Origin of the sequence: Streptomyces sp. NPDC051561, assembly GCF_044454195.1 — a bacterium.
In the GTDB taxonomy this organism is placed as follows: Bacteria; Actinomycetota; Actinomycetes; order Streptomycetales; family Streptomycetaceae; genus Streptomyces.
Genome location: NZ_JBITDM010000039.1, coordinates 15208 through 38128, shown reverse-complemented (window position 1 = coordinate 38128; position 22921 = coordinate 15208). Strand labels below are relative to the sequence as shown.

Genomic DNA, 22921 nt, shown 5'->3' with positions numbered 1-22921 from the left:
CCCCGGCCGGGCGACTACTACATGCACGACTACCGCGACAGCGGGAACCCGTCCCGCCGCGAGGTGGTAGCCCGGCGCGAGAAGGCGGCCGCGAAGAAGCGGGGGCAGCGCGCGGGGCATCAGCCCGCGGGCGATTCGAGCGCGAATCAGATGCGGTTCGACGACGAATCGCAGACGAATCACGACGGATTCGACGACGAATCGCAGTCGAATCACACGCCCAATTCTGACGAACCCGCAGGTCACGGTGATGCGTCCCGGGGGGACTCCCCGGGGACCTCACGCGCGCGCGGTCCACTCCACTCCACTCCACTCCATAAAGAGGGGGCTGAGGAGAGAGATGTACGTACCGGTAGTGGCGCGCGAGCGTCCGAGCCGACTCTCTCTCTGATCGCCGCCGACTGGCAGCCCAGCATCGAAGACGTACGCGCCGCGCAGCTCGCCCGCGAAGACGCCGGGCGGCAGCCGCTCACCGAGCAGCAGCTCGTCGCCGTCACCCGCAAGTTCATCCGGCGGCAGCTCGACGACGGGCAGCGAGCCGTCGCATGGGGCGGGCGGTGGCAGCAGTGGGTCGAGACCGAGCGCGCCGAGCAGCCTGCGGCCGGCGGTGTGGTCGTGCCGTTCGGACAGCAGCAGATGACCAAATCTCAGCAGCAGCGCGCCGGGCTGGACCGGCTGCGCTCACGCCTCGCAGAAGGCGGTACCGCGTGAACATGAACGAGACCCTCGAACTGCTCGACCGGATCGCGCTCGTCGACGACCGAGTCGTGCGCACCGACGAAACCGAGCAAGCTGCGCAGCTCACGATGTGGGCGGCGATCCTCCGCGACGTCCCCCTCGACTTCGCAGGGCAGGCGGTCGGCGAGCACTACGCCGAGAGCGCATGGCCGCTCATGCCGAAGGACATCGCCGCCCGGTGGCGCATCGTCGCCCGCGCCCGACTCGACCGGCACGTCGGCACGTTCGAGCCCAACAAGCACCCCCACGTCGACCCCGACGACACCGCCGGATACCGGGCAGCCCTGCGCGCCGAGCGCGACGGAATCCGGAAGGGCTGCGAGGCGCCCCTCGAACTGCGAGCCCTGGTCGGTGGGGCGATCCCCGAGAGCGCCGGTCGGCCGACGGCGGAGTACCTCGCGGTGCGCGACCGGATTCGCGCGGCACGGGAGGAGTCGTGATCCCCGACGCCGTGGTCGCAGTGGTCGCCGCGATCGTCGCCGAGAACCCGCTCGCCCCGCCCGAGGCGGTCGGCCGGCTCGTCGTGGCGGCGCTCGCCGACGACGGGTGGTGCATGACCCCCGAGCCGCTGTGTGCCCCCATGCGCGCCGAACTCGCCCCCTGCCGACCGAAGAGCCGCGCCCCGCAACTCACGTCCGTCACACGCTGAACGGAGTACCGCAATGGCACCACTGATCTACCCGGCCCGACCGCTCCCCGAGCCGCAGCCGATCAGGCACCGGACCGCCGAGTTCAGCGACTGCGGCCGCTACCGGTACCGGCTCACCCGCGAATGGTCCGACGCCGTCCCGGCGACGTTCATCATGCTCAACCCGTCGACCGCGGACGCCGACCAGGACGACGCGACGACCCGCAAGTGCACCCGCTTCGCACAGCGTTGGGGGTGCGGGGCGCTCGTCGTCGTGAACCTGTACGCGTGGCGGGCGACCCACCCCCGCGATCTGCCCGACGACGAGCTGCTGCGCACCGGCCCGGACAACGACGGGTGGCTGACGCAGGCAGCCCTCGACGCCCTCGGCTCGGGCGGTCCGCTCGTCGCCGGGTGGGGCGCGAACGCCGTCGAGCAGCGCGTCGCCGCCGTGCTCACCCTGCCCGGGATGGGCCGGCTGTCCGCATTCGGCGTCACGAAGAACGGGATGCCCGGCCACCCGCTGTACCAGCGGGGCGAGCGCCGCCCGCAGCCGTGGCGGCCGCGGTGACCGGCCCGCGGCGCCTGCCGTCCGGATGGCACGCCCGCGAGCAGCTCGTGCAGGTGGTCGTCACCGACGAGCAGCTCGTCGAGGACGACGCCCCCGACCCCGAACCGCCCCCGAACCGCGCCGAACGCCGTGCGGCCGCCCGCGCACTGAAGAAGGGCAAGACGCGATGACCACACCCGAGCAGCCGTCGACCGCACTCGCCACGATGCGCGCGATTGCGCGACTCCATGCCGACGACGCAGCCGTGCAACGGATGGTCGACGAGGCCACGAAGGAACTCACCGGCCGCACCGTCGTCCACGCCGACCAAGACCTGCGGCCGCGCCGATTCGTCCTGCGCCGCCGCACCGACGTATCCGGGATCAGCGGCGTTGGGGACGTCGCCGACGGCGTGCTGTGGCCCGACGGCACCGCCTCGATCCGGTGGCGCGGCGAGCACCCCAGCGTCGTTTTCTGGGACCGCGGCCGCGTGAGCGTCGAGCGCGTACACGGACACGTCGGCGCGACCGCCGTCGAGTTCCTCGACCCCGAAGAGCCGGCCGAGGGGGCGTGATGGCTGCGTTCCAGTACGACCCGGCCGACCTCGACGAGCAGGCCCTCGCCGACCTCGGCGACATGACCGACGAGCAGCTCGCCGCGTACTTCGAGAACGACGTCGACGACGACCCCGAGGTGCTGCTGCTCGCCGGCTGCGGCCGCCCTGCCACCCGCGCCCCGCAGCAGATCGACGTGTACCGCGACGTCGTCGAGCTGCCCGCCCTCGACACCTACCAACCGAACGGGGTTCACCATGACTGATCAACTCGCCCGCCACCGCGACGCGATGCGCCGCCACCGCCGGTCGGCTCGGCTGCTGATGGCGGGGGCACTCGTCCTCGGCGGGTTCGCCGTGCTGTGGGCATGCCTCGCGCTGTGGTTCGTGTTCGTGTTCGCGATCGGTACGTCGCTGCTGCTCGCCCATCTGTCCGACTCGGCGCACTACGACTATCGGGCGGCCGCCGTCCGCGCGGACCGCATCGAGCGCACGCAGCGCCACATTCCGTCGCAGCGTGGCGCATCACACGAGTTCGTCCCGTGCTGCGGCACGTGGGTCGCGTCGGCCGGGCTCGCGCATGAGCGGCATTGCCCGTACGGACAGGACGCCGCCGCGTGATCGACGTGCTCGTGCTCGGCGCGCTCACTCTCATCTACGCGTCGATGCTGCTTGGCCACTTCGTGAACCCGCCATGGAGCCGTGACCGAACGACGAGCTCGCGCAGCATCGGCTCGTAAACCAGCGACGGGGCGCCCCCATCCGGCCAGATGTCCGGGGCGCCCCACGCGGTGTGATCACCCTACGCACCGCAGGAGACGCCCGCCATGAACCACACCGCACCCGCCCGCACCGCAGCCGACGACCTGCGCGTCGTCCTCACCCACTGGGCGCACCTGCGCTCACTGCTCGACTCGGCGACCCCCGACGTCTGGCCCCCGCTGCGCCCCGGCTCCGAGTACCTGCGCACCTTCGACGAACACGACGCCGCCGAGGTCGCCGCCGACCGCCACGCACAGCAGCTCGTCACCACCCGCCACCCGTCCGGGCAGCTCTACTACCAGTGCGCGCACTGCGACCAGGTCGGCGAGGACGGGCTGCACCCGGTACGCGCCGACCGCGGACCCGCGCAACTTGCCGAGCAGCCGGCGCCGCTGCGGCTGCACGTCGTCGACACGATCCGTGCGGTCGAGCTCGTCCTCGCCGCCCTCGCCGACGAGATCGCCGCTGACGTTCAGCGCGACGTGATCGCCGCCCCTCGCCGGGCGAGCACCCTCGACCCGGCCGGGCACGAGCTCGCGCTGCTCGCCGCCCGCGACGACACCGACCCGCATCGGTGGCGCTACAACCTGAGTGATCGCAGCGCCCCGCGGGCGGCGCAGTGGCTGCTCGACCGGCTCGTCGACGAGCCCGGCCCTTGCCTGCCGCTCAGTGATGCGCACCGCGAGCGCATCACCCGTATCGCTCGTGAGGCGGCGCGGCGTATCGAGCGCACCATCGGCACCGACCGGCGCACGGTCGAGCTGCCCCGGCCGTGCCCGTGGTGCGAGGGGGTGCTGCTCATGCACACCGGGTCGGACGTCGACACGGTCGTGTCGTGCGCGACGGGGCTCGTCGACTGCGGCGCCCCGGTGCGCTTCAACGTGGACACGATGCGCCGCGAGTGGTCTACGCCCGAGCAGCTCGCCGCCCTGTACGTGGCGCTCGACGCAGCCGAGGCGCGGCAGCGTGAGGCGGACCGGCGGGCGCAGCGCGCCGAGGCGCGACGCCGGCAGCGCGAGGCGGCGAAAGGGCGGGACGTCGCTGCCTGAACATGCGAAACGCCGCTGCCGTCCCCAGGGCGACAGCGGCGTCGGACGCCACGAGCAGCAGGCTACTTGTCGAAGTGCGCTTGCAAGATCGCAGCGGCTTGATCGGGGCCGCCTGCCCGCTCGACGAGCTCGCCGAGTTCGACGGGCACGACAGCGGCCTGTCGGGTTCCGCGACTGGTGAGGAAGTACGAGCGCCGCAACAGCCGGACCGAGGCGAGCAGTTCGGACATGTTGGCACGTGCTTCGGCGATCGCGTGATCAGTGGCGTTGGCGTCCATACCGACTACTTTAACCAACGGGCTTGATGTACAACAAGACGCGATGTACATTAAGCCGCACAGCGACCTACGGAGGAATGCAATGCAGGCGACCACGCGGTTCCATGTCGGCTCGCACGAGATCGGGATCGGCTCCGAGTACCGAGTCGAGTGCGTCGGGACACTCGGTGCGGCGCGCGAATGGCTTCGCCACGATGTTGAGGCAGTAGCCGAGCACATCGACGCCCCCGCGCCGTTCGACAAGTTCCTCGACCGAGTGGACGAGATCGACATCGTCGGCGAGCACGTCGTCGGCGGCGTGTTCACCTTCTGGGTACGGGCCGTTGAGAACTGCGGCTGCCCCTGCGGCTGCGCCGAGCGTGGCGAGTCCTGCGACGGAGTCCACCGCCGCGAAGCCCTCACGTAGCAGTACGCGCGCGCCCGTGTCGGATAGCCGGCACGTAAGCCCCTCGGCGGTGAGACGCCGAACGGGCACAGGACGGTCGGGCCCGACGGTGAGACGCCGGGCCCGACCAGAACCCCGCAGGTGGTGAGACACCTCGCGGGCTGCCCGACCCCCTGCTATGAACAGGAGAGTCAAGCGTGAACGATCGTAACCACCCGACCCCGCACGACGTACAGACCGCCGTCGACGACGCCCGACGGGTCCGCGAGATCCTCGCCGACGTCGCCGACCGAATCGACCGGCTGCCCATCTACCGCAGCCAGCCGATGACCGAACTCGTCAAGCGCACGACGGTGTCGCTCGCCGCATGGACGCATCACGGCATCTACGACACCGCCCTGATCGTCGACCGCGACAGCGCCGCCATGTACGCCGTGCTCGCCACCCTCCCGCCCGCCGACACCCGCACCGAGTACGCGCAGTCGCTCCGCAACCGGCTCGCCGCGATCGACGCGCTCACCGCCGTCGGGCTCGACAGCACCCGCATCGTGTCCGTCACCCGCCACGACGACTCGCTGATCGTCGCCGCGCAGCAGCCCAGCGACGACACCCCGTACACCGTCGACGTGTTCCGGCAGCCCACCGACGACGAGACCGACCCCGAACTGCACGAACTCGACCGGCGCACCCCCGGAACGTGGCTGATCCAGTGGCAGGCGAGCGCCGACTCGGCGGCCGACGTGCCGCAGGTCGTCGCGCACGCGGTCGAGATCCTGGCGGGTGCGCGATGAGCGACAACGACGCCCCGCGCGCACGGGAGATCATCGAGCAGCCCGCCACCGTCGACGCCTGCCGCCGCGACTACAACGCCGGCGCGACCGACCGCGCGACGAGCGAGCGGCAGCAGCGCCACGACGACCGCCGGACACACGGGGGGCAGTCGTGAGCAGGAAGCCCCAGCCCGTACACGAGACGCCGCCGATCCCCGGCGTCCGGTACAAGCCCGTCGAGCGCACCCGCACCACAACGACCAAGATCAACGGCGACCCGCGCGAGACGACCGAGACCTACCGGGTGTACGTGCCGCGCCCGCCCCGCGACCTCGACCGCGCACTGCGCGGCGGCGTCGTGGTCCTCGCCGTGCTGGTCACGACTCTGTCTATCAGTTGGTCGACCGCGAGCATTGGCGATCTGCTCGCCGCCGTCACGGCGGCTGCGATCGCGTACGGCGCGGCCGCCGTATTCGACTCGGCGTGGATCGCCTGCATGGCTGTTGAGTGGCTGGAGCGCCACGACCCGAAGCGAGCAGACCCCGCTCGTAACGCGGGGTGGGCGTTCCTCGCCGGGTCCGTCGTGGCGATCGGTCTGCACGGCTGGATCGACGGCGACTTCGCCGTCGGTGCCGTCGGCGGGGCAGTCTCCTTGATCGCTAAGGGGCTGTGGATGATCGTCATGAGGCTGTACGCCGTCCCACTCGGCGAAGGGCCCCGGTCGTGGCTGTCCCAGCGCCGACAGGAACTCGCCGCACAGACCACGATCAGCGCCGAACTGCGCAGGTTCCAGACCGCCGAGGCGCGGCACGCCGCCCTGTACGGCGGCAGCCCGACCGAGCCGACGGTGCAGCAGCAACTCGTCGAGGCGCAGCCCGAGGTCGAGCTGCCGCAGCGCCCCACCGAACCGCCTCGGCGGCAGGCGGGCGAGGTGCTCGCATCTGAGCTCGCCGAGCTGCCCCCGTCGAAGGCGATCCGCATCGTGCACAACGCCCGACCGGAACTCACCCTCGGGCAGCTCGCCGAGGTCCTCGCGCAGTACGGACACAACGTGACCGACCTCGACGTCGCGATCGTCCTCGGCCGCACCGCCGGATCAGCAGCCGCATCACGTGATGCGGGCGCACCGCATCACGCTGACACGCCCCCGCCGCAGCACGTCGTCATCACCGTCCGACAGCCCGAACCCGCAGCCCCTGCACCGGCTGCGGCCGCCGCACCCGAACAGCCCGAGGCGGACACGGGTGATGCGGTGATGCCCACAGGTCAGACCGCAGGCGACGCCGAGCAGCCTGAGCTCGTCAAGGCTCCGTCGACCGACCGCATCGTCGATGATGCGCTCGCCGCAGTCGGCACGATCAAGGCCGACGCGGTGCGCGCCGTCCGCAGCGTGCTCCCCGAGGGAGTGAGCGCCGCCGAGGTCGCACGACACCTCGCCCGCCACAACATCGACGCCGACGCCGCGTACGTCCGAACCGTCAACTCCCGCGACCGGCAGGCGAAGAAGCCGGCCCCGAAGACGCTGCCCGGTACCGGGCAGTACCTCTAGGGGGCGCAGGTGACCACCAACGAGCACACGCCGCCCGCAGTTGACCCCGACGAGTACCGCATTCGCTCCATGCTGCGCCGGCGGGTCGACGGCACCGAGCCTCTCCCGCAGCAGCCCCCGCTCAGGCCCGGGATGATCCCCGCCCCGCCCGCGTACCCGCCGACCGTACCGACCCCGGCCGCCGACACCGCCCCCGCTCGGGGCGGGTCACGGCTGCCGGATTGGCGGCGACCGAAACCGGCACTCGTCCTGGTCAAGGAAGACGAGCCCGAGGACGACGAGCCCGAGCCCGACCAGGACGACGAGCCCGAGGGCGACGACCCCGACGGCGACGAGCCGGTCGAGCAGCAGCCTGACCCGAAGAAGACGCCCGCCACGAAGAAGAGCACGCCGCCGCACGTCGTCGAGATCCGAGGCGGAATCGACGACATCGCGAAGAGCATGACCACCGACCCGAAGCAGCGCCGACGCATCGCCGTCGGGATCTACAACATCGGCGCGGCCGGCATCGGTTACGCGGTCGGCATCGTCCCGTGGGCGGTCGGCAGGCTCTTGTTCTACGGGCGGACCGACCCCCGCGAGGGCGTCGTCATCGGCGCCGGGCTGATCGTCGTCTGCGCCGTTGCCGAGATCCGCACCCACCGATGGCGCAGCCACGACGCGCACCTGATCCTGCGGGTCGTTGGGTGGATCGCCCGCATCCCCCTCGCGTCCGCTGTGCTCGCGCTCGCCCTGTACGGGCCGAACGCCACACTCTGACCTCGAAGGACACCCATGCACAGCACCCTCGCGGCCGGCACGGCGGCGACGCTGATTGGCGGGTTCGGCACGGGCGGAATCGCCGCCGTGCTGTTCACGGCACTCGTGCTCGGCACCCGCAAGAACTCTGAAAAGACGCTGAAGAAGAACGCCGCACTCACCCTCGCACTCTGCGCTGGTACCGTCCTGATCGCCGCAGCCGGCATCTGGGGAATCCCGGACGGGTTCACCCGCGGAGCCATGGAGGCAGCGAAGATCGGCCATGGGCAGGGGCCGCTCGGCGACGTCGAGCCCACCGCCGTTGCGGTCGTCCTGGTACTGATCGCCTACTTCGTGAAGCTCAACCCGCGCGCCGCAGCCGTAACCGGGCTGGTCATGGCGACCGTGTTCGGCGGTGCGGGCGGCGCGTGGACCATGGTCGCGATCTATATCCGCGACTTCTTCCTCGGGTTCGCCTGATGACCACCCCACCGAAGAAGAAGCGCGCCCGACCCGGCAACATCCTGCGCACGGCGTACGCCGAGGCTGCCGAGCCGATCGCCGCCGAGCGCGAGACATGGCGGGCGATCCGGGGCGGGTCGTGGCTGATCCTGCGCAGCGCCGGGCACTGGATCGCGGCCGCCGACGGAATCGACCGGCTGTGGAACGCCGCCGGCCTGATGTGGGGGCTCATTGCGGCCGGGTGGGGCATCGGTCAAGCACCGTGGACGGTCGCCGTGCTCATCCCCGTGTGGGCATGGGCCGCTCTGCGAGCCGCCGCAGCCCCTCCCCCCGACAAGATCGAAAAGAAGGGGAAGGGGGACGCCGGCGCCGCCGAGGACGACGCCGAGGCAGTCGTCGAGCCCCCTACCGACGCCGAGTTCATCACCGCCGTCGCCGAACTGATCGGCACCCGGAACGGGGTCCTCCTGCGGGACATCGTCGAGCTCTACCACGAGACCGGTGTCGACCCCGCGTGGGGCATCCCCGAAGTACGCGCGATCTGCACCCGGTTGGGCATCCCCGTGCGGGACCGACTGAACACCCGATCGGGGCTGTCTGTCGGGGTCCACGGCGAGGCGTTCCGGGCGGCTCTCAGCACCCTCGCCGAGCCCCTCACTAACCCCCCGCCCGAGCCCCCTGTCGACCCCTCGGCGGACCCCTCTCCCGACCCCCCGCACGGCGGTCGCCCTAAGCGCCGGTTGTGGCGCAGGTAGTCCCGATCTGACCTGCGAAAACTACCCGCCAACTACCCCCGAACTACCACCCCAACTACCCGCCCCGAAAGCGGTTTTGGATCACCCTCGGAAGGGGTTCCGTGTGTCCTACAGATACCGGTGCGGACAGTGCCGGACAACCTCGCCCCCGGTCGCCACCCGCCGCGCCGCCGAGGCCGAGGGCGCGTGGCACCGAGCACGCGAACACTCGGGCCATCACCCCGACGACGAGTCGGTCGGCCCTGACCACGAGAACGAGCTCGGCGTCGGCGCAGCGCTTGCGCTGCTGCTGCTCGGCTGCCTGATCGTCGCCGCCTGCAACCGCCTGATCTGACCCACCACGAAAGGGACCCAAGTGACCGAGAACTACGACCACGACCCGTACGACGGGATGACCAACGCCGACGTGATGAGCGGCGAGGAACTCGCCGAGTACGAGCGCGACGGCGAGGCACGGCTCGACGCCGAGGACGAGCTGCGGTTCGCCGCCGAGGCTGCTGCCGCTGCGGCCGCCGAGTACGACGACGGCGAGCCGTTCGAGGGGCTCGCCGACGGCGAAGAGCGCTGATGGCGCGTCACGACGAGTGGTTGCGCATCTACGACGCGAGCCCGGTCGCCGACGTGAACACGGGCGCTGAGTACCTCAAAGAGACCAGCGACGACGACGGGACGACGTGGGAGTACCCGCGCCCGTCTACCGGCCATCACCTGCGGCTCGACATGACCGAGGCGCTGATCGCCGGTTGCACGGTCGACTACCGCGACGGCGTTGCGGTGATCCAAAGTCCCCACCCCATCGGCGGGTTGATCCGCTACACGCCCGCCGGCTGACAGACACCCGGGGCGGCCGCATCACTGCCAGGCGACCGGCCGCCCCGGGGCACCCATCCCGCGTACACGAGACAGGACTGCCCATCATGCCCCTTCGCAAGAGCATGCCGATCGCCGAACTGAAGAAGCGCAACGACCAAGCCCGAGCGGCCAAGGGACGCGGCGAGCCCGAGCCGACGAACGGTCGCGGCCGGCCCGTACCCGGAACGCCGAACGGCACGAACGGCCGACTGCCCCGGTCCTGAATCCCGAGCCCCGCCCGGACCATTCCGGGTGGGGCAGCCGGTGAATCGCCGTACTTTCGCCTGCGTTTCGACGACGAATCGCGAACGAATCGAAGAAGAAACGCGATCGAATCGCACGCCGAAAAAGCACACCCCCGCACGTCAACGCATTCTGTCCCGGGGGGACTCCCTCGGGACTCGCGCGCGCGGGTTCCACTCCACTCCACTCCAACTACCCATGGGGCGGGGGTGAGAGAGCATCTACCGGCAGTACCGGGCGCACGCCCGAACCGCCCCTCTCTCACCTCGCCACGCTTGACGAACACGATCACGTGTCGCAAGATTGGGCGCAGTTCCGCATGCCCGGAAACAGAAACCGCAGCCCCGCCACCGCGCGGGGCATCGTCATTTCCGGAGGTGCTCGCCGTGCCACTTCCCCCCGAACTCGCCACCGTGGCAGTCATCGGCCGATACCGGCACCCCGACGGACGCCCCTACCGCGGACATCTGCGACTCACCCCCGAGGCCGACACCATCGTGTCCGCCGAGCACAACACGATCATCCGAGGACCCGTCGACGTCGCCCCCAATGACCAGGGCGACATCACGATCAGCGTGCTCGCCGCCGACGACCCGACGATCAGCCCCCGCGGCTGGACCTACCGAGTCGAGGAACGGTGGCACGACGCGCCGAGCAGCTCGTACTCGCTGCTCCTCACCTCGGCGACACCGACCGTCGACCTCGGGAAGATCCGACCCACCGCCCCCGCGGCCGGCGAGTACGTCATCGTCACCGGACCCGCAGGGCCGACCGGACCCGCCGGCGCGCAGGGACCCGCAGGGCAGACCGGTGCGACCGGACCCGCAGGACAACCCGGAGCAACCGGCGCCGGCGGCGCGACCGGACCGCAGGGACCCGCCGGACCCGCAGGCCCGGAAGGACCGGCAGGCGCAGCCGGACAGAACGGGTCGAACACCGACGCCGAGGCGTTCACCACGAACGCCATCGCCACCCACACCGCGGCCAACGACCCACACGGCGACCGCGCATGGGCGAACAACACGTTCGCCACGACAACCGCCCTCGGCGCCACCAACACCAACGTGAGCGCGCTCGACAGCTACCTGAACGACCTACTCACCCGGATCACCGCCGTCGAAGGCGGAACCGCCTACCTCGCCGCAGTCCAGACGAGCACCATCACCGCCGGGTACAAACACACCCTCGACGGCGCAGGCGACCGCCTCGGGTTCCACGGCATGCCCACCGTGACCCGGCAACAGATCGACGGCAGCCGGACCGACGGCACTGCCCTCGCAAACCTCCTGGTCGCCCTGCACAACCTCGGGTTGATCACGAACAACACCACCACCTGAACAACCCCGGGGGCACCATGCGCGTACGCCTCACCGACGGCACCCGCCGGGTAGACATCCACACCCACCCCGACGAGCAGACCCCCCTCGACCACATCGAAGCGACCGCCCTGCGACTGCTCGCCGCCCTCGGCCCCGAGCCCGAGCCGAGCAGCAACCCGATCGGGTTCGTCGCACTCGACTCCACCCTCGAACGCGCCGACCCCGACGACGAGTACGACACCGAGGACGACGAGACATGAGCGGCCAGTGGGCAGGCAGCACACGACGCGACGAGCTGCCGGCCGACTGGTACACGGTCATCCGGCCGTACGTCCTGCACCGCGACGAGCATCGGTGCCGATGGCGCGAAGGCGCATGGGTCTGTGGTCACTGGGCTAACCAGGTCGACCACATCACGCCGGGCAACGACCACCGGTACGAGAACCTGCAAGCACTGTGCGAGCACCATCACTTGATCAAGTCCAGCCGCGAGGGCAACGCCGCACGATGGCGAGATCGAGCTCGGCGGCCGCCGGAACGACATCCCGGTCTGATCTGAACTCCCAACCCGAACGCGAGCCGGCCCACCCTGGGGGGCGACTCCCCCTCCCCGCCCCTTCGGGGGCCCGGGAGGTGCTGCGGGCCTGGTCCTGTACGGGTCTGGGGCAAACGGCCACGTGAGGGCGCGTGGGCGGTCCGCTGGCGGGCGGACAGTGGGGCGGTGGGCTGATTCGATGCCGGGCGGTCGAGGGTCCGCGTACGGCGTCTCAGCCTGCCGCCTCACTGATACACGACTGATACGTGCAGGTCAGAGACCTGAAAGCGTACGCGGCACTAGACTGGCAGCATGCCGACACCGACCTGCGGACACTGCGAGCAGCCGCTGCGCATCACTGCGCGGCGCCACGCGATCTACTGCGCGCCGCGGTGTCGCGCCGCAGCGCAGCGCGCGCGCCGCAGCGTCCCCGCCGAGCTCACCCGCCGGCCGCGATGGGTGCGGCATACCGCCCGTAAGGTCCCGTTGACCGTGGGCGGTTCCGTGGCGAGCAGCACCGACTCGTCGACCTGGTCGCGCCACGCGGACGCCGCTGCGTCGACCGCCGGCGTCGGGTCCGGGTTCGTCCTGAACGGCGACGGGATCGTCGTGCTCGACCTCGACCACTGCATCGGCCCCGACGGCGAGCTCGCCGGGTGGGCGCAGACGATCCTCGACGCTACTGCCGGGGCGACGTGGGTCGAGGTGTCCCGTTCGGGCGACGGGCTGCACATCTGGGGACTCGGCGCACTGCCGCACGGCAGGCGCATCACGCTCGACGGTGGCGGCTCTGTGGAGCTGTACGCCGACGGCCGGTACATCGCGATCACCGGGACGACGTACGGCGGCACGCCGCGACGGCTCGGGGACGTGCAGCACCTGATCGACGCTCTGCTGTAGCGCCCCGACACGGGTCTGCTGCGGCACACCCGACACGGGAGGCACAGCCCATGACCCGCATTCAGATCCTCACACTGCCCGAGGGGGCAGGCGACGAGCGGCCGCCGTTCGTGCTCGTCGTCGACGAGTGGACGACGCGGCGCTTCGAACTCGACGCGGGCGCCCCGGTGGGCAGCCTCTTCGATCTCTGGCAGAGGTTTGCCCACCAGGTAGGGGCGCGGGGCGTGATGGTGACGCCCGAGACGGTCGAGATTCCGGCGAACGACGTGTCGGGGTTTCTGGCCCCGGTTGTGCAGCCGGTCGACGAGCAGCAGCACCTCGACGTCGCGCTCATGGACCGGATCACGGATGCGCTCGGCGTCGACCGGCTGCGTGATTGGGACGAGATCGTGTGGGCGATCGAGAACATGCTCAGTGCGGTGCAGGCAGAGAAGGGGGTCGAGTGATGGCGGAGCGTGAGCCGATCCCGACGTACCGCACACTCTCCGAACGGTCCATCGACATGGCGGCCGCCGAGCTCAACCGCATGCCAGTCGGACAGATCCGTACCGACGTGCTGCTCGCACACGCGGCGAAGACTCAGGCACTGGCCACGATCGCAGTCGCGCAGGCGCTGTTGGAGATCGGCAACGTCCTGCGAGCTGAGACGGGGGGTGCGTGATGGCAGGCATGGGGCCGGCCCCGAAGCCGGCAGGCAAGCGAGCTCGACGGAACGCCGACACGGTTCCGCAGACCGTGCTCAGGTGGGAGCGCGCCGAGGCTCCCGAGCTGCCCGAGTTCCGGATCGAGCGCGACGGGCAGCTCGTCGAGTTCGTGTGGCCCGAGCGCACTCGCGAGTGGTGGCAGGTGTGGATCGTCTCGCCGCAGTCCGAGCACTTCGGTTCGTCTGACTGGCAGGTACTGCTCGACACCGCGCTCGTGCACGCTCGGCTGTGGCGGGGCGATCTGTCCGCGGCCGCCGAACTGCGGCTGCGGGTCGCGGCGTTCGGGGCGACGCCCGCGGACCGGGCGCGGCTGCGCATGGTGTTCGCCGAGGCGGACGGGCTCGACGGCGGCCGCGGTTCGTCCGGCGGTCCGTCGGCGCGCGAGCGATTCGGGGCGGCGCGGCTGCGATCTCTGCCGGGCGGGAAGAGCTCGGCAGGCGATTCGTAGGGGGCGGTCATGCCGTGGCGCGGCCCCGAGTTCGAGGGCGAGCGCCCCACGTTGGGTTGGTACGTCCTCGATTGGATGATCGCGAATCTTGCGCAGCCCGGCCGGGACGACGGCGAGCCGTTCGTGCCCACGAAGGAACAGGCAGATTTCGCGCTCGCGTACTACGAGCTGCACCCGGTGACCGGCAAGCGGATCGTTCACCGGGCGCTGCTCAGCCGGCCGCGAGGGTGGGGGAAGAGCCCGTTCGTCGGGGCGATCGCGCTCGCCGAGGCGTGCGCCGACGTCGTCGCCGACGGATGGGACGCGTACGGCGAGCCGGCCGGCCGGCCGTGGCACTCGATCCGGACGCCGCTCGTACGTATCGCCGCGGTGACCGAGCAGCAGACCGACAACACGTGGAACCCGTTGCTCGAAATGGCGCGAGGCGGGTCGCTGTCGACCGACTACGGGCTCGACGTCCTCGACACCGTGATCTATCTGCCGCGCGGCGAGATCACCGCGATCACGTCGTCGGCGAGCTCGATCAAGGGCGACCCGGCGTGCTTCGCGGCGCTCGACCAGACTGAGGAATGGACGGCGACGAACGGCGGCGTGAAGCTCGCGAAGACGCTGCGGTTCAACGCCGTGAAGATCGGCGGCTCGGTGATCGAGACGCCGAACGCGTTCACGCCGGGCGAGGGGTCCGTCGCCGAGAACAGCGCCGCGGACTATCAGGCAATCCTCGACGGGCGGTCGCGTGCGCGCGGCATCCTGGTCGATCACCGCGAGGCGCCCGCCGACACGGACATGTCCGACGAGCAGTCGCTCGTCGCCGGTCTGCGGTACGCGTACGGCGACAGCAGCGATCACCCCGACGGGTGCGTTCTGCACGACCCCCCGTGTCCGTCGGGTTGGTCGCCGATCGAGGGGATCACCGGCGCTTTCTGGGATACCTCGAACGAGCCGCAGGACTTGCGCGCCGACTTCTTGAATCAGATCACCCATGCGTCCGACGCGTGGCTGTCGGCGCCCGAGGTGCGCGCGGCATCCGACCTCGACCGCGAGGTGCGGCCGGGCGACCGCATCGTGCTCGGGTTCGACGGCAGCCGTAAGCGTTCGCGCGGAGTGACCGACGCGACGGCGCTGATCGGGTGCCGGCTGTCGGACGGGCACCTTTTCGAGATCGGAGTGTGGGAGCAGCCGCGCGGGTGGAAACCACCGACGGACACGCCGGGCGAGGGCTGGCAGGTGCCGGTCGTCGAGGTGCTCGCCGCGGTGCATGAGGCGTTCGACCGGTACGACGTCATCGGCATGTACGCCGACCCTGCGAAGTGGGAAAGCCACGTCGCCGACTGGGAAGCGGCGTACGGTCCGCGGCTCAAAGTCCAGTCGACCAGGAACCACCCCATCGAATGGTGGATGACTGGCGGCCGCAGCACGCTGATCGTCCGGGCGCTGGAGAAGTTCCACACCGCTTTGACAGAACGCGAGTTGACGCTCGACGGCTCGTCGGCGCTCGTGCGTCATCTGCTCAATTCCCGCAGGCGGAAGACCCGCAGCGGCATTCAGATCATGAAAGCCAACCCGGACAGCCCCGACAAGATCGACGCTGCGGTCGCCGCCGTGTTGGCGTGGCAGTGCCGCCTCGACGCGATCGCCGCCGGCCTCGGCGTCGAGGTCGAGGAGATGGGCGGGTTCACGTTCTGACGAGCCCGGAAGGGGGCGACGATGCTCGACGACACCCCGGACTCGCCGGATTGGTGGCTACTCAAGCTCGGCAGGAAGCTGCGGCACCGCGAGAAGCAGCTCGACGAGTGGTGGCGGTACTACAAGGGTCGGCCGCCGCTCCCCGAGCTTCCGAAGAATGCGCAGGCGGCGTTCATCGACTTTCAGCGGAAGAGCCGCACGAACTTCTGTGGGCTGATCGCGAACGCGACTGTGCACCGGCTGCTCGCCCTCGGCGTTACCGGCCCGGATGGCGAGCCGGACGCGAACGCCTCGCGGTGGTGGCAGCAGAACCGCCTCGACAGTCGGCAAAAGGGGGTGTGGCGGGTCGCGATGACGCAGTCGGTCGGGTACATGCTCGTCGGCCCGCACCCGACCCGGGTCGAGGAGAACGGGCGCCCGTCGCCGCTGATCACCGGGGAGCACCCGCGCGACTGCATCGTGTGGACGGACCCCGAGACGGGCGAGCCGTATGTCGGGCTGAAAGCCTGGCACGACGAGATCGACGGGTACGGGTACGCCCGCGTGTTCTTCGACGACGTGTCGTTCCCGTACCGAACACGGGAGCGGTGCGGGCGCCGCCTGCCGTGGGGCCCCGATTCGTGGGAGTGGATCGGCGGCGACCAGGGTGAGCCGCACGACCTCGGCATGCTGCCGCTCGTCGAGTTCGCGCGAATGCCGGACCTCGGGGAGGAACCCGAGCCTGAGTTCGGGGGCGTCGTCGACATTCAAGATCGGGTGAACCTCGGGATCTTGAACCGCATGGCGGCGTCGAGGAACGCAGGCTTCCCGCAGAAGTGGATCAAGGGGCACAAGTTCGCGAAAAAGGTCGACCCGGTGACCGGGCTCATTACGGTCGAGCAGCCTTTCATTCCGTCGCCGTCCGCAGTGTGGGCGTCCGAAGGTGAGAACGCGCAGTTCGGGCAACTGTCGGCCGCCGACCTGAGCGGGTTCCTGAAAGAGCATGCGTCGGATGTCCGCGACATGCTGATCTTGTCGCAGACCCCCGCGTACTACTACGCGGGCGACCTGGTGAACATCGCGGCCGACACGATCGGCGCGCTCGACATCCTGCACGTGGCGAAGGTGCGCGAGCACATCGCAGCGTTCGGCGAGGGCATCGAGTCCGTGATGGCGCTGTGTGCTGCGCAGGCGGGTGTTCCCGAGGACTACACCGAGGCCGAGGTGCGGTGGGCGAACCCCGCGCACGCCTCGCTCGCGGTCAAGGCCGATGCCGCGACCAAGCTCAAGAGCATCGGGTACCCGCTCGACGTCGTCGCCGAGGAAATGGGCGAGACGCCGGCGACTGTGCGGCGCATCACTGCCGGTGCGGCGTCGCAGGCGCTGCTCGCCGCATCGCTGCTGCCCGCACCGGGCGCAGCGCCGACCGCGGGCAACCTCGCGGACGACGGCGGCGGGTTCGATGGGTGAGGCGTTGCAGGCGGCGCTCGCCGAGCGGTACGACGCGCTTTCGGGGTCGCTCCGGGATCGGCTGATCTCGTTCGTCCTCGACGCGTTCGACAGCCTCGGCTCGTACCGGGATGCCGACGCCGCGGTGTTCATCGAACGTGTGCTGCCGGTCGTCCTCGGCGTGCAGCAGCAGATGGGGCAGATCACCGACGCGTACCTGTCGGCGATGATCGCGGACATGCTCGGCGGTGCGGCCGCCCCTGTGGGGGTGCAGCTCGGCGAAGCACTGCGGGGTACCCCGCCCGAGACGGTCTATCAGCGCCCGTTCGTGCAGATGTATACGGCGCTGTCGCAGGGTGCGGACTACGTTGACGCGCTCGCGCAGGGCCGGAATCGGCTGCTCAGCATCACGGAGACTGATCTACAGCTCGCCCGCACGCATGCCGCGCGGGAATCCATGGAGCGTGGCGGCGCGCGGTTCTTCCGGCGTCGGCTCAGCAGCGGCAGGAACTGCGCGCTGTGCACGATCGCCTCGACGCAGCGGTACCGGGTCGCTGATCTGATGCCGATTCATCCGGGCTGCCACTGCAAACCCGAGCCCCTGCCCGGCAACAGAGACCCCGGGCAGATCATCGACGAGCGGCTGCTCGAAGAAGCGCACGACGCGATCGCCCGCGACCTCGGCGAGTCCGATCGCGGCGGCCGCGCCCCCGATTACCGCGAGGTGATCATCACGCGCGAGCACGGCGAGATCGGCCCGTTGCTGGCAGTACGCCGACAGAACTTCACCGGCCCGGACGATATCCCGGCCGCGTGACCCTGCGCCGCCACGGCGCACCCATGACACCCCACCCGACACGGGAGACACCACCATGCGCGCAGCACGTCGCCGCCCCCTGCCCGCGGTCCAGTCCGCCGGCTGGACCCACCCCTACCCGGTCACCCCGTGGTCGCCCGTGTTCTACGCGGACGGCGACGGCGGCACCGGGGACGACAAGGGCGGGAAGGACACCGAGGCGAACAAGGGCGGCGACCCCGACGAGAAGCCCGACACGGGCGGCGACACCGAGGTCGAGAAGTGGAAGCGCCTTGCGCGCAAGCACGAGCAGCGGGCGAAGGACAACGCCGACGCCGCGCGCGAGCGCGACGAGCTGCGGTCGGCGACTGCCACGGATCAAGAGAAGGCAGTCGCCGAGGCGGTGAAATCGGCAGTCGCCGACGAGCGGTCGAAGGGCGCGGCCAAGCTCGCGCGGCAGGTATTCCTCGCGAACGCCGCGGGGCGGCTCGACGCCCCGGCCGACGTCGTCGAGGACGTGAACCTGTCGAAGTACATCGACGCGAACGGCGACGTCGACGAGGACGGGCTCGCGAAGTTGATCGACCGGCTCGCCCCGAAGAAGCCCGACACGGGCGACCAGGGCGACGACGACGGCGACCAGGACGGCGGGCGCGACACGCGCCGCCGGACGCGCGGGAGTGGCTACCAGGGCACGCGGCGGCGTGAGAGCAGCGGAACCGGCGGTTCGATCGCCGAGGGCGCCGAGCTGTACAAGCAGCTTCTCGGCGGAAACAAGACCTGATCTCGGGAGGGATCACACCCATGGAACTCAGCATCAAGACCACATCGTTCGGGACCGACGATCAATCGTGGCTCGGGTCCGAGCACGGGACGCAGGCGACCGAGACGATCGTGCTCGACACGAGTCTGTTCACCGCCGGCACCCACTACCCCGAGGGCTTTTTCAAGAGCGGCATTCCGCTGGGGCAGATCACGGCCGGCGGGAAGTACGGCCCGTACGACAACGCCGCGAGCGACGGGCGCGAGAAGCTCGTCGGCTTCCTGTACGCCGCGGTCGGGGCGCCGACGGTCAACACGCTCGACCCGTCGGGGGCGATGCTCGTGCACGGCAAGGTGCGCGAGGCGCGGCTGCCGGTCGCGGTCGACGCCGCCGGTAAGACCGATGTTGCCGGCTCGATCCGGTTCGTCTGAGAGGGAGTGAACTGATGAGCTGGACACTGGACACCGAATTCATCGAGCCGACGCAGCTCACCGGGCTTATCCGGGCGTCGCTCGCCGAGCAGCAGATCAACCGGTTCCGCCTGTCGCGGTGGCTGCCGAACGTCGAGGTCGACGACATCACGTACGAGTTCGTGCGCGGTGGCGGCGGGCTCGCCGAGACGGCGTCGTACCGGTCGTGGGACACCGAGAGCAAGATCGGCCGCCGCGAGGGGCTCGGCAGGGTCATGGGTGAACTGCCGCCCGTGTCCGAGAAGATCCCGTTGAACGAGTACGAGCGGCTCAGGCTGCGGAAGCTCGCGAACGATCAGGCGCTGCCGTTCATCGCGCGCGACGCCGAGCGCCTCGCACGCAACATCGCAGCGCGTTTCGAGGTCGCGCGAGGGTCTGCCCTGGTCAACGGCACCGTGCCGGTACCCGAGCTGAAGACCACCGTGGACTTTGGCCGGATCGGCACGCACTCGGTGGTCGCTGCGGTGCTGTGGTCGGTCTACGCCACGGCGAAGCCGCTCACCGATCTTCAATCGTGGGTGCAGACCTACGAGGACACGAACGGCGAGACGCCCGGCGTGATCCTCATGCCGAAGGCGGTGTTGCAGCACATGCAACAGTGCGACCAGGTGATCAGGCAGGTGTACCCGCTCGCCCCGGCCGGGACTGCGCCGATGGCGACAGTCGACCAGGTGAACGGCGTACTCGCCTCGATGGGACTGCCGCCGATCGAGCTGTACGACGCCCGTGTGAAGGTCGACGGCGTGGCGACCAGGATCACCCCGGCGAACGCGATCGCGCTGCTGCCCGAGGCGGGGAACCCGACGGCGGCGCAGCCGACCGATCTCGGGGCGACGCTGCTCGGCACGACCGCCGAGGCGCTCGAAGAGGACTACAACCTTCAGGCGGGCGAGCAGCCCGGCATCGTCGCCGGGATGTGGAAGACGAAGGACCCGGTGAGGCTGTGGACGCACGCGGCCGCGGTCGGCATCCCGGTCCTGCGCGAGCCGAACCTCACGTTCAAGGCGCAGGTGCTCGCATGAGCCGACACCTGATCGCGTACGTGCACGTCGACGGCGTCGCCTACGGACCCGAGGACACGGTTCCCGCAGACGTCGCGAAGCGCATCGGCGTGCACGCGTGGACCGACGACGACACCGAGGTCGACGACCAGGACGACCCGGGTGGGGGCGACGCCGAGGCGCCGCCGCGGTCCGGGCGTGGCTCGGGCGAGGCAGCGTGGCGGGTGTTCGCCGAGCAGCACGACGTCGAGGTCGCCGACGACGCGACCCGCGACGACGTGATCGCGGCGTGCGAGGTGGCCGGCGTCGTCGAGCGAGAGGAGTAACGGGGATGGCGGCGTTCGCGACGGTCGAGGACTACGAGAAGCGCGCCGCCGTCACCCTCGCCGGGGCTCGCCGGGATCAGGTCGAGGCGTACCTCGACGACGCGTCGGCGCTCATGCGCAGGCACATCCCGGCCGGGTACACGCCGGCCGCCGAGACGACTCGGGCGATTGTCATCGCGGTGACCCGCCGGGTGATCGCGAACGGAGGCGGGTACCGGCAGCGCACGATCGGCCAGTATTCGGAGACGCTCGGCGAGAACGGCGGGCTGTACCTCACCGAGGACGAGATCGGGCAGTTGCAGCCCGAGGTCGTCACCGACCCGGATGCCGACGCCGCGTACACGGTCGGGCTGCTCGACCAGGCGCCGCACGGATGGCGGGACGATCCGGCGGACTGTTGGCGCCGCGGCGGGTGGCTGCCGTGATCGGCGAGGATCTGCTGCCCCATGTGGTCGAGGTCGAGCACCCCGGCCGTACGACGGACCGGTACGGCAACGACGTCGACGACTGGTCGACCTCGACGAGAGTCGCCGTCGCCGCGTGGATGCAGCAGAACACCGGGGCCGAGGACACCGAGCAGCGCGACGCGCAGATCGGCGAGTGGCTGCTGCTGTGCAACCCGTTCGCGGTCGACGGCGCCTCGCTCACCGTGCACGGAGCCGACCGAGTCCACTGGAACGGGGCGCGGTTCGAGGTGATCGGCCCGCCCGGTCCGGCGTACGAGCCGACCGAGCTGCACCACTACGAGATCAGGCTACGAACCGTAGAGGGGTGACCCATGGCGCGAGCCCGGATTACACCCAACAGGCGGGCGATCGGCGCGCTGCTCAAGAGTGCCGGCGTGCGACAGGTGATTGCCCGCAAGACCGCCGACGTTGCACGAGCTGCGGCTGCGGCCGCCGAGCCGGATCACGGGCAGTTCCGTACGGACATCAGCGACGACGGCGCCCGCGTGCGCGGTGCGGTGATCGGCGACTATGCGACGTCGGACCCCGAGGACTCGCGGCGGGCGCTGCTGCGCGGGCTGAGCGGTGGCGCGTCGTGAGCGCGCCGCCGGTCGTCATGCCGGACGCCGTCGCGGTGATCGCCGGGTACCTGCGGGACCGGCTCGCGGCCCGCGGCATCACGGTGCCGGTCGGGTCGAGGGTGCCCTCGCCGAGGCCGACCCGGTTCGTCCGGATCGAGCGGGTCGGCGGTCCGCCCGACACGGTCGTGCACGACCGGCCGCGCCTCGACGTTCATTGCTGGGGCCCGGACGAAGGCGGGGCGCACGACCTGATGCAGGTCTGCCGGGCGCTGCTCGGCGCTGCCCGCGGCACGTCCGGGTCGACGACGCTCGCCCGCCCGACCGTTGGTGGCCCGCAGTGGCTGCCCGACCAGGTGTCGGGGCAAGCCCGGTACGCGTTCACGCTCGACATTTCACTGAGAGGGACAGCCCTATGAAGATCACGTTCGCGTACCCGCGAACCACTCACGACGGCACCGAGTACCAACCCGACCAGAGCGCCGACATCGACGACGCCGAGGCGAAGCAGCTTGTGAAGGACGGGTTCGCCCGCCCCGCCGATCAGACGACCCGCGCATCGTCCAAGACCCTCGCCCCCGCGGGCGACCGGGCTGAGAGCAAGGGGGCACGCTGATGGCCGGCGACACCGACAATCCGCGGCTGTGGGAGGGCGCCGACATGTACGCCGCGCCCGTCGGCACGACCGCACCGACCGACATCGTGACGCCGATCGCCGCCACGTGGAAGGCGGTCGGGCTGCTGTCCGAGGACGGGGCGAGCGAGTCCCGCGACCAGGACTCGAACGACCACTACGCGTGGGGCGGCGTGCTCGTCCGCACGACGAAGTCGAAGCACAAACGACAGATCAAGATCACCTGTCTCGAAGACAACCTAGTCGTGTTCGGGCTCGTGAACCCGGGCTCGACTGCCGCGACGGCGGCCGGCGTGACGACGCGCACGGTCAAGGTACCGACGTCGGACCCGCGGGCGTTCGTGATGGAACTGGTCGACGGCGGCGTAACGAAGCGCCGGGTGATCCCGAAGGGGGAGGTCGAAGAGGTCGGCGAGGTGACGCTGTCCGACAGCGAGCTTCAGGCGTTCGAGCTCACGATCACGATCTACCCGGCCGCCGACAGGACGCTGTACATCGACATCACCAACGACCCGCAGGCAGCAGTCGTCTGATCGGGCGCGCTGCGCTCCCCCTACTGGCGGGCGGTCCGATCT

42 protein-coding genes are annotated in these 22921 nt (G+C 70.5%); 41 read left to right on the top strand and 1 reads right to left on the bottom strand.

Annotated features, from left to right (window positions below; genetic code table 11):
* The 10 genes from ACIA73_RS40200 to ACIA73_RS40155 all read left to right on the top strand — a co-directional run.
* Window positions 1-711: hypothetical protein (locus tag ACIA73_RS40200; RefSeq protein ID WP_399443963.1), on the top strand; the 711-nt coding region annotated here is incomplete at its 5' end.
* Window positions 712-713: 2 nt separating this feature from the next.
* Window positions 714-1178, top strand: a complete 465-nt coding sequence (locus tag ACIA73_RS40195) for a hypothetical protein (RefSeq protein ID WP_399443962.1) — start codon at window positions 714-716, stop codon at window positions 1176-1178.
* Window positions 1175-1387, top strand: a complete 213-nt coding sequence (locus tag ACIA73_RS40190) for a hypothetical protein (protein WP_399443961.1) — start codon at window positions 1175-1177, stop codon at window positions 1385-1387. The genes ACIA73_RS40195 and ACIA73_RS40190 overlap by 4 nt, the downstream gene beginning before the upstream one ends.
* 13 nt (window positions 1388-1400) lie before the next feature.
* Complete coding sequence (locus tag ACIA73_RS40185; protein WP_399443960.1) at window positions 1401-1937, top strand: DUF1643 domain-containing protein; 537 nt, start codon at window positions 1401-1403, stop codon at window positions 1935-1937.
* Window positions 1934-2107 carry a hypothetical protein gene (locus ACIA73_RS40180; protein WP_399443959.1) on the top strand — a complete coding sequence of 58 codons (174 nt, stop codon included), beginning with the start codon at window positions 1934-1936 and terminating at the stop codon, window positions 2105-2107. The genes ACIA73_RS40185 and ACIA73_RS40180 overlap by 4 nt, the downstream gene beginning before the upstream one ends.
* The gene (locus ACIA73_RS40175) at window positions 2104-2490 is read left to right on the top strand and encodes a hypothetical protein (RefSeq protein ID WP_399443958.1); all 387 of its coding nucleotides are present in this window, start codon (window positions 2104-2106) and stop codon (window positions 2488-2490) included. Before ACIA73_RS40180 ends, ACIA73_RS40175 begins: the two co-directional genes overlap by 4 nt.
* Window positions 2490-2735, top strand: a complete 246-nt coding sequence (locus tag ACIA73_RS40170; RefSeq protein WP_399443957.1) for a hypothetical protein — start codon at window positions 2490-2492, stop codon at window positions 2733-2735. Before ACIA73_RS40175 ends, ACIA73_RS40170 begins: the two co-directional genes overlap by 1 nt.
* Entirely contained in the window at window positions 2728-3090 is a 363-nt protein-coding gene (locus ACIA73_RS40165; RefSeq protein ID WP_399443956.1) for a hypothetical protein, read from the top strand. The genes ACIA73_RS40170 and ACIA73_RS40165 overlap by 8 nt, the downstream gene beginning before the upstream one ends.
* The gene (locus tag ACIA73_RS40160; RefSeq protein WP_399443955.1) at window positions 3087-3209 is read left to right on the top strand and encodes a hypothetical protein; all 123 of its coding nucleotides are present in this window, start codon (window positions 3087-3089) and stop codon (window positions 3207-3209) included. The genes ACIA73_RS40165 and ACIA73_RS40160 overlap by 4 nt, the downstream gene beginning before the upstream one ends.
* Window positions 3210-3296: 87 nt before the next feature.
* The gene (locus ACIA73_RS40155; RefSeq protein WP_399443954.1) at window positions 3297-4280 is read left to right on the top strand and encodes a hypothetical protein; all 984 of its coding nucleotides are present in this window, start codon (window positions 3297-3299) and stop codon (window positions 4278-4280) included.
* A 62-nt stretch (window positions 4281-4342) separates the two neighbouring features.
* On the opposite strand, the gene ACIA73_RS40150 is transcribed toward ACIA73_RS40155, so the two are convergent.
* Window positions 4343-4558, bottom strand: coding sequence for a type II toxin-antitoxin system prevent-host-death family antitoxin (locus ACIA73_RS40150; RefSeq protein ID WP_384343065.1), 216 nt, complete (start codon window positions 4556-4558; stop codon window positions 4343-4345).
* Between the two features lie 82 nt (window positions 4559-4640).
* On the opposite strand from ACIA73_RS40150, the gene ACIA73_RS40145 reads away from it, so the two are divergent.
* The 31 genes from ACIA73_RS40145 to ACIA73_RS39995 all read left to right on the top strand — a co-directional run bounded on the left by ACIA73_RS40145 (window position 4641) and on the right by ACIA73_RS39995 (window position 22879).
* Complete coding sequence (locus ACIA73_RS40145) at window positions 4641-4964, top strand: hypothetical protein (protein ID WP_399443953.1); 324 nt, start codon at window positions 4641-4643, stop codon at window positions 4962-4964.
* Between the two features lie 176 nt (window positions 4965-5140).
* The gene (locus ACIA73_RS40140) at window positions 5141-5734 is read left to right on the top strand and encodes a hypothetical protein (RefSeq protein WP_399443952.1); all 594 of its coding nucleotides are present in this window, start codon (window positions 5141-5143) and stop codon (window positions 5732-5734) included.
* Window positions 5731-5889 (top strand): hypothetical protein, encoded by a 159-nt coding sequence (locus tag ACIA73_RS40135; RefSeq protein WP_399443951.1) that lies wholly within the window; start codon window positions 5731-5733, stop codon window positions 5887-5889. The genes ACIA73_RS40140 and ACIA73_RS40135 overlap by 4 nt, the downstream gene beginning before the upstream one ends.
* Window positions 5886-7262: a hypothetical protein gene (locus ACIA73_RS40130; protein ID WP_399443950.1), complete on the top strand. Its 1377-nt coding sequence runs from the start codon at window positions 5886-5888 to the stop codon at window positions 7260-7262. The genes ACIA73_RS40135 and ACIA73_RS40130 overlap by 4 nt, the downstream gene beginning before the upstream one ends.
* 9 nt (window positions 7263-7271) lie before the next feature.
* A complete protein-coding gene (locus tag ACIA73_RS40125; protein WP_399443949.1) occupies window positions 7272-8021 on the top strand; it encodes a hypothetical protein in 750 nt (249 codons plus the stop codon).
* A 15-nt stretch (window positions 8022-8036) separates the two neighbouring features.
* Window positions 8037-8480 carry a hypothetical protein gene (locus ACIA73_RS40120; RefSeq protein WP_399443948.1) on the top strand — a complete coding sequence of 148 codons (444 nt, stop codon included), beginning with the start codon at window positions 8037-8039 and terminating at the stop codon, window positions 8478-8480.
* The gene (locus tag ACIA73_RS40115) at window positions 8480-9217 is read left to right on the top strand and encodes a hypothetical protein (RefSeq protein ID WP_399443947.1); all 738 of its coding nucleotides are present in this window, start codon (window positions 8480-8482) and stop codon (window positions 9215-9217) included. Before ACIA73_RS40120 ends, ACIA73_RS40115 begins: the two co-directional genes overlap by 1 nt.
* A gap of 103 nt (window positions 9218-9320) precedes the next feature.
* A complete protein-coding gene (locus tag ACIA73_RS40110; protein WP_399443946.1) occupies window positions 9321-9551 on the top strand; it encodes a hypothetical protein in 231 nt (76 codons plus the stop codon).
* 21 nt (window positions 9552-9572) lie between these two features.
* Window positions 9573-9785: a hypothetical protein gene (locus ACIA73_RS40105; protein WP_399443945.1), complete on the top strand. Its 213-nt coding sequence runs from the start codon at window positions 9573-9575 to the stop codon at window positions 9783-9785.
* Entirely contained in the window at window positions 9785-10048 is a 264-nt protein-coding gene (locus tag ACIA73_RS40100) for a hypothetical protein (protein WP_399443944.1), read from the top strand. The genes ACIA73_RS40105 and ACIA73_RS40100 overlap by 1 nt, the downstream gene beginning before the upstream one ends.
* 86 nt (window positions 10049-10134) lie before the next feature.
* Window positions 10135-10293, top strand: coding sequence for a hypothetical protein (locus tag ACIA73_RS40095; protein ID WP_399443943.1), 159 nt, complete (start codon window positions 10135-10137; stop codon window positions 10291-10293).
* Between the two features lie 405 nt (window positions 10294-10698).
* Window positions 10699-11649 carry a hypothetical protein gene (locus ACIA73_RS40090; protein WP_399443942.1) on the top strand — a complete coding sequence of 317 codons (951 nt, stop codon included), beginning with the start codon at window positions 10699-10701 and terminating at the stop codon, window positions 11647-11649.
* 17 nt (window positions 11650-11666) lie between these two features.
* Complete coding sequence (locus ACIA73_RS40085; protein ID WP_399443941.1) at window positions 11667-11891, top strand: hypothetical protein; 225 nt, start codon at window positions 11667-11669, stop codon at window positions 11889-11891.
* Window positions 11888-12190 (top strand): HNH endonuclease, encoded by a 303-nt coding sequence (locus tag ACIA73_RS40080; protein WP_399443940.1) that lies wholly within the window; start codon window positions 11888-11890, stop codon window positions 12188-12190. Before ACIA73_RS40085 ends, ACIA73_RS40080 begins: the two co-directional genes overlap by 4 nt.
* A 288-nt stretch (window positions 12191-12478) precedes the next feature.
* The gene (locus ACIA73_RS40075; RefSeq protein ID WP_399443939.1) at window positions 12479-13066 is read left to right on the top strand and encodes a DNA primase; all 588 of its coding nucleotides are present in this window, start codon (window positions 12479-12481) and stop codon (window positions 13064-13066) included.
* Between the two features lie 50 nt (window positions 13067-13116).
* Window positions 13117-13512 (top strand): hypothetical protein, encoded by a 396-nt coding sequence (locus tag ACIA73_RS40070; protein WP_399443938.1) that lies wholly within the window; start codon window positions 13117-13119, stop codon window positions 13510-13512.
* Window positions 13512-13727: a hypothetical protein gene (locus tag ACIA73_RS40065; RefSeq protein WP_399443937.1), complete on the top strand. Its 216-nt coding sequence runs from the start codon at window positions 13512-13514 to the stop codon at window positions 13725-13727. Before ACIA73_RS40070 ends, ACIA73_RS40065 begins: the two co-directional genes overlap by 1 nt.
* Window positions 13727-14218 (top strand): hypothetical protein, encoded by a 492-nt coding sequence (locus tag ACIA73_RS40060; protein ID WP_399443936.1) that lies wholly within the window; start codon window positions 13727-13729, stop codon window positions 14216-14218. Before ACIA73_RS40065 ends, ACIA73_RS40060 begins: the two co-directional genes overlap by 1 nt.
* A 9-nt stretch (window positions 14219-14227) precedes the next feature.
* Complete coding sequence (locus ACIA73_RS40055; protein WP_399443935.1) at window positions 14228-15904, top strand: terminase; 1677 nt, start codon at window positions 14228-14230, stop codon at window positions 15902-15904.
* Window positions 15905-15925: 21 nt separating this feature from the next.
* Window positions 15926-17353 carry a phage portal protein gene (locus ACIA73_RS40050; RefSeq protein WP_399443934.1) on the top strand — a complete coding sequence of 476 codons (1428 nt, stop codon included), beginning with the start codon at window positions 15926-15928 and terminating at the stop codon, window positions 17351-17353.
* Entirely contained in the window at window positions 17346-18149 is an 804-nt protein-coding gene (locus tag ACIA73_RS40045; protein WP_399443933.1) for a hypothetical protein, read from the top strand. Before ACIA73_RS40050 ends, ACIA73_RS40045 begins: the two co-directional genes overlap by 8 nt.
* Before the next feature lie 55 nt (window positions 18150-18204).
* On the top strand, window positions 18205-18912 hold the full coding sequence (locus ACIA73_RS40040) for a hypothetical protein (protein ID WP_399443932.1): 708 nt from the start codon (window positions 18205-18207) through the stop codon (window positions 18910-18912).
* A 20-nt stretch (window positions 18913-18932) separates the two neighbouring features.
* Window positions 18933-19322 carry a head decoration protein gene (locus ACIA73_RS40035; RefSeq protein ID WP_399443931.1) on the top strand — a complete coding sequence of 130 codons (390 nt, stop codon included), beginning with the start codon at window positions 18933-18935 and terminating at the stop codon, window positions 19320-19322.
* A 14-nt stretch (window positions 19323-19336) separates the two neighbouring features.
* Window positions 19337-20383, top strand: a complete 1047-nt coding sequence (locus ACIA73_RS40030) for a major capsid protein (RefSeq protein ID WP_399443930.1) — start codon at window positions 19337-19339, stop codon at window positions 20381-20383.
* Complete coding sequence (locus ACIA73_RS40025) at window positions 20380-20688, top strand: hypothetical protein (protein WP_399443929.1); 309 nt, start codon at window positions 20380-20382, stop codon at window positions 20686-20688. The genes ACIA73_RS40030 and ACIA73_RS40025 overlap by 4 nt, the downstream gene beginning before the upstream one ends.
* Window positions 20689-20693: 5 nt before the next feature.
* Window positions 20694-21113 (top strand): hypothetical protein, encoded by a 420-nt coding sequence (locus ACIA73_RS40020; protein ID WP_399443928.1) that lies wholly within the window; start codon window positions 20694-20696, stop codon window positions 21111-21113.
* On the top strand, window positions 21110-21463 hold the full coding sequence (locus tag ACIA73_RS40015; protein ID WP_399443927.1) for a hypothetical protein: 354 nt from the start codon (window positions 21110-21112) through the stop codon (window positions 21461-21463). Before ACIA73_RS40020 ends, ACIA73_RS40015 begins: the two co-directional genes overlap by 4 nt.
* Window positions 21464-21529: 66 nt before the next feature.
* The gene (locus ACIA73_RS40010) at window positions 21530-21733 is read left to right on the top strand and encodes a hypothetical protein (RefSeq protein ID WP_399443926.1); all 204 of its coding nucleotides are present in this window, start codon (window positions 21530-21532) and stop codon (window positions 21731-21733) included.
* A complete protein-coding gene (locus tag ACIA73_RS40005; protein ID WP_399443925.1) occupies window positions 21730-22131 on the top strand; it encodes a hypothetical protein in 402 nt (133 codons plus the stop codon). The genes ACIA73_RS40010 and ACIA73_RS40005 overlap by 4 nt, the downstream gene beginning before the upstream one ends.
* The gene (locus ACIA73_RS40000) at window positions 22128-22328 is read left to right on the top strand and encodes a hypothetical protein (RefSeq protein ID WP_399443924.1); all 201 of its coding nucleotides are present in this window, start codon (window positions 22128-22130) and stop codon (window positions 22326-22328) included. The genes ACIA73_RS40005 and ACIA73_RS40000 overlap by 4 nt, the downstream gene beginning before the upstream one ends.
* Window positions 22328-22879: a hypothetical protein gene (locus tag ACIA73_RS39995; protein ID WP_399443923.1), complete on the top strand. Its 552-nt coding sequence runs from the start codon at window positions 22328-22330 to the stop codon at window positions 22877-22879. The genes ACIA73_RS40000 and ACIA73_RS39995 overlap by 1 nt, the downstream gene beginning before the upstream one ends.
* Window positions 22880-22921: the final 42 nt, after the last annotated feature.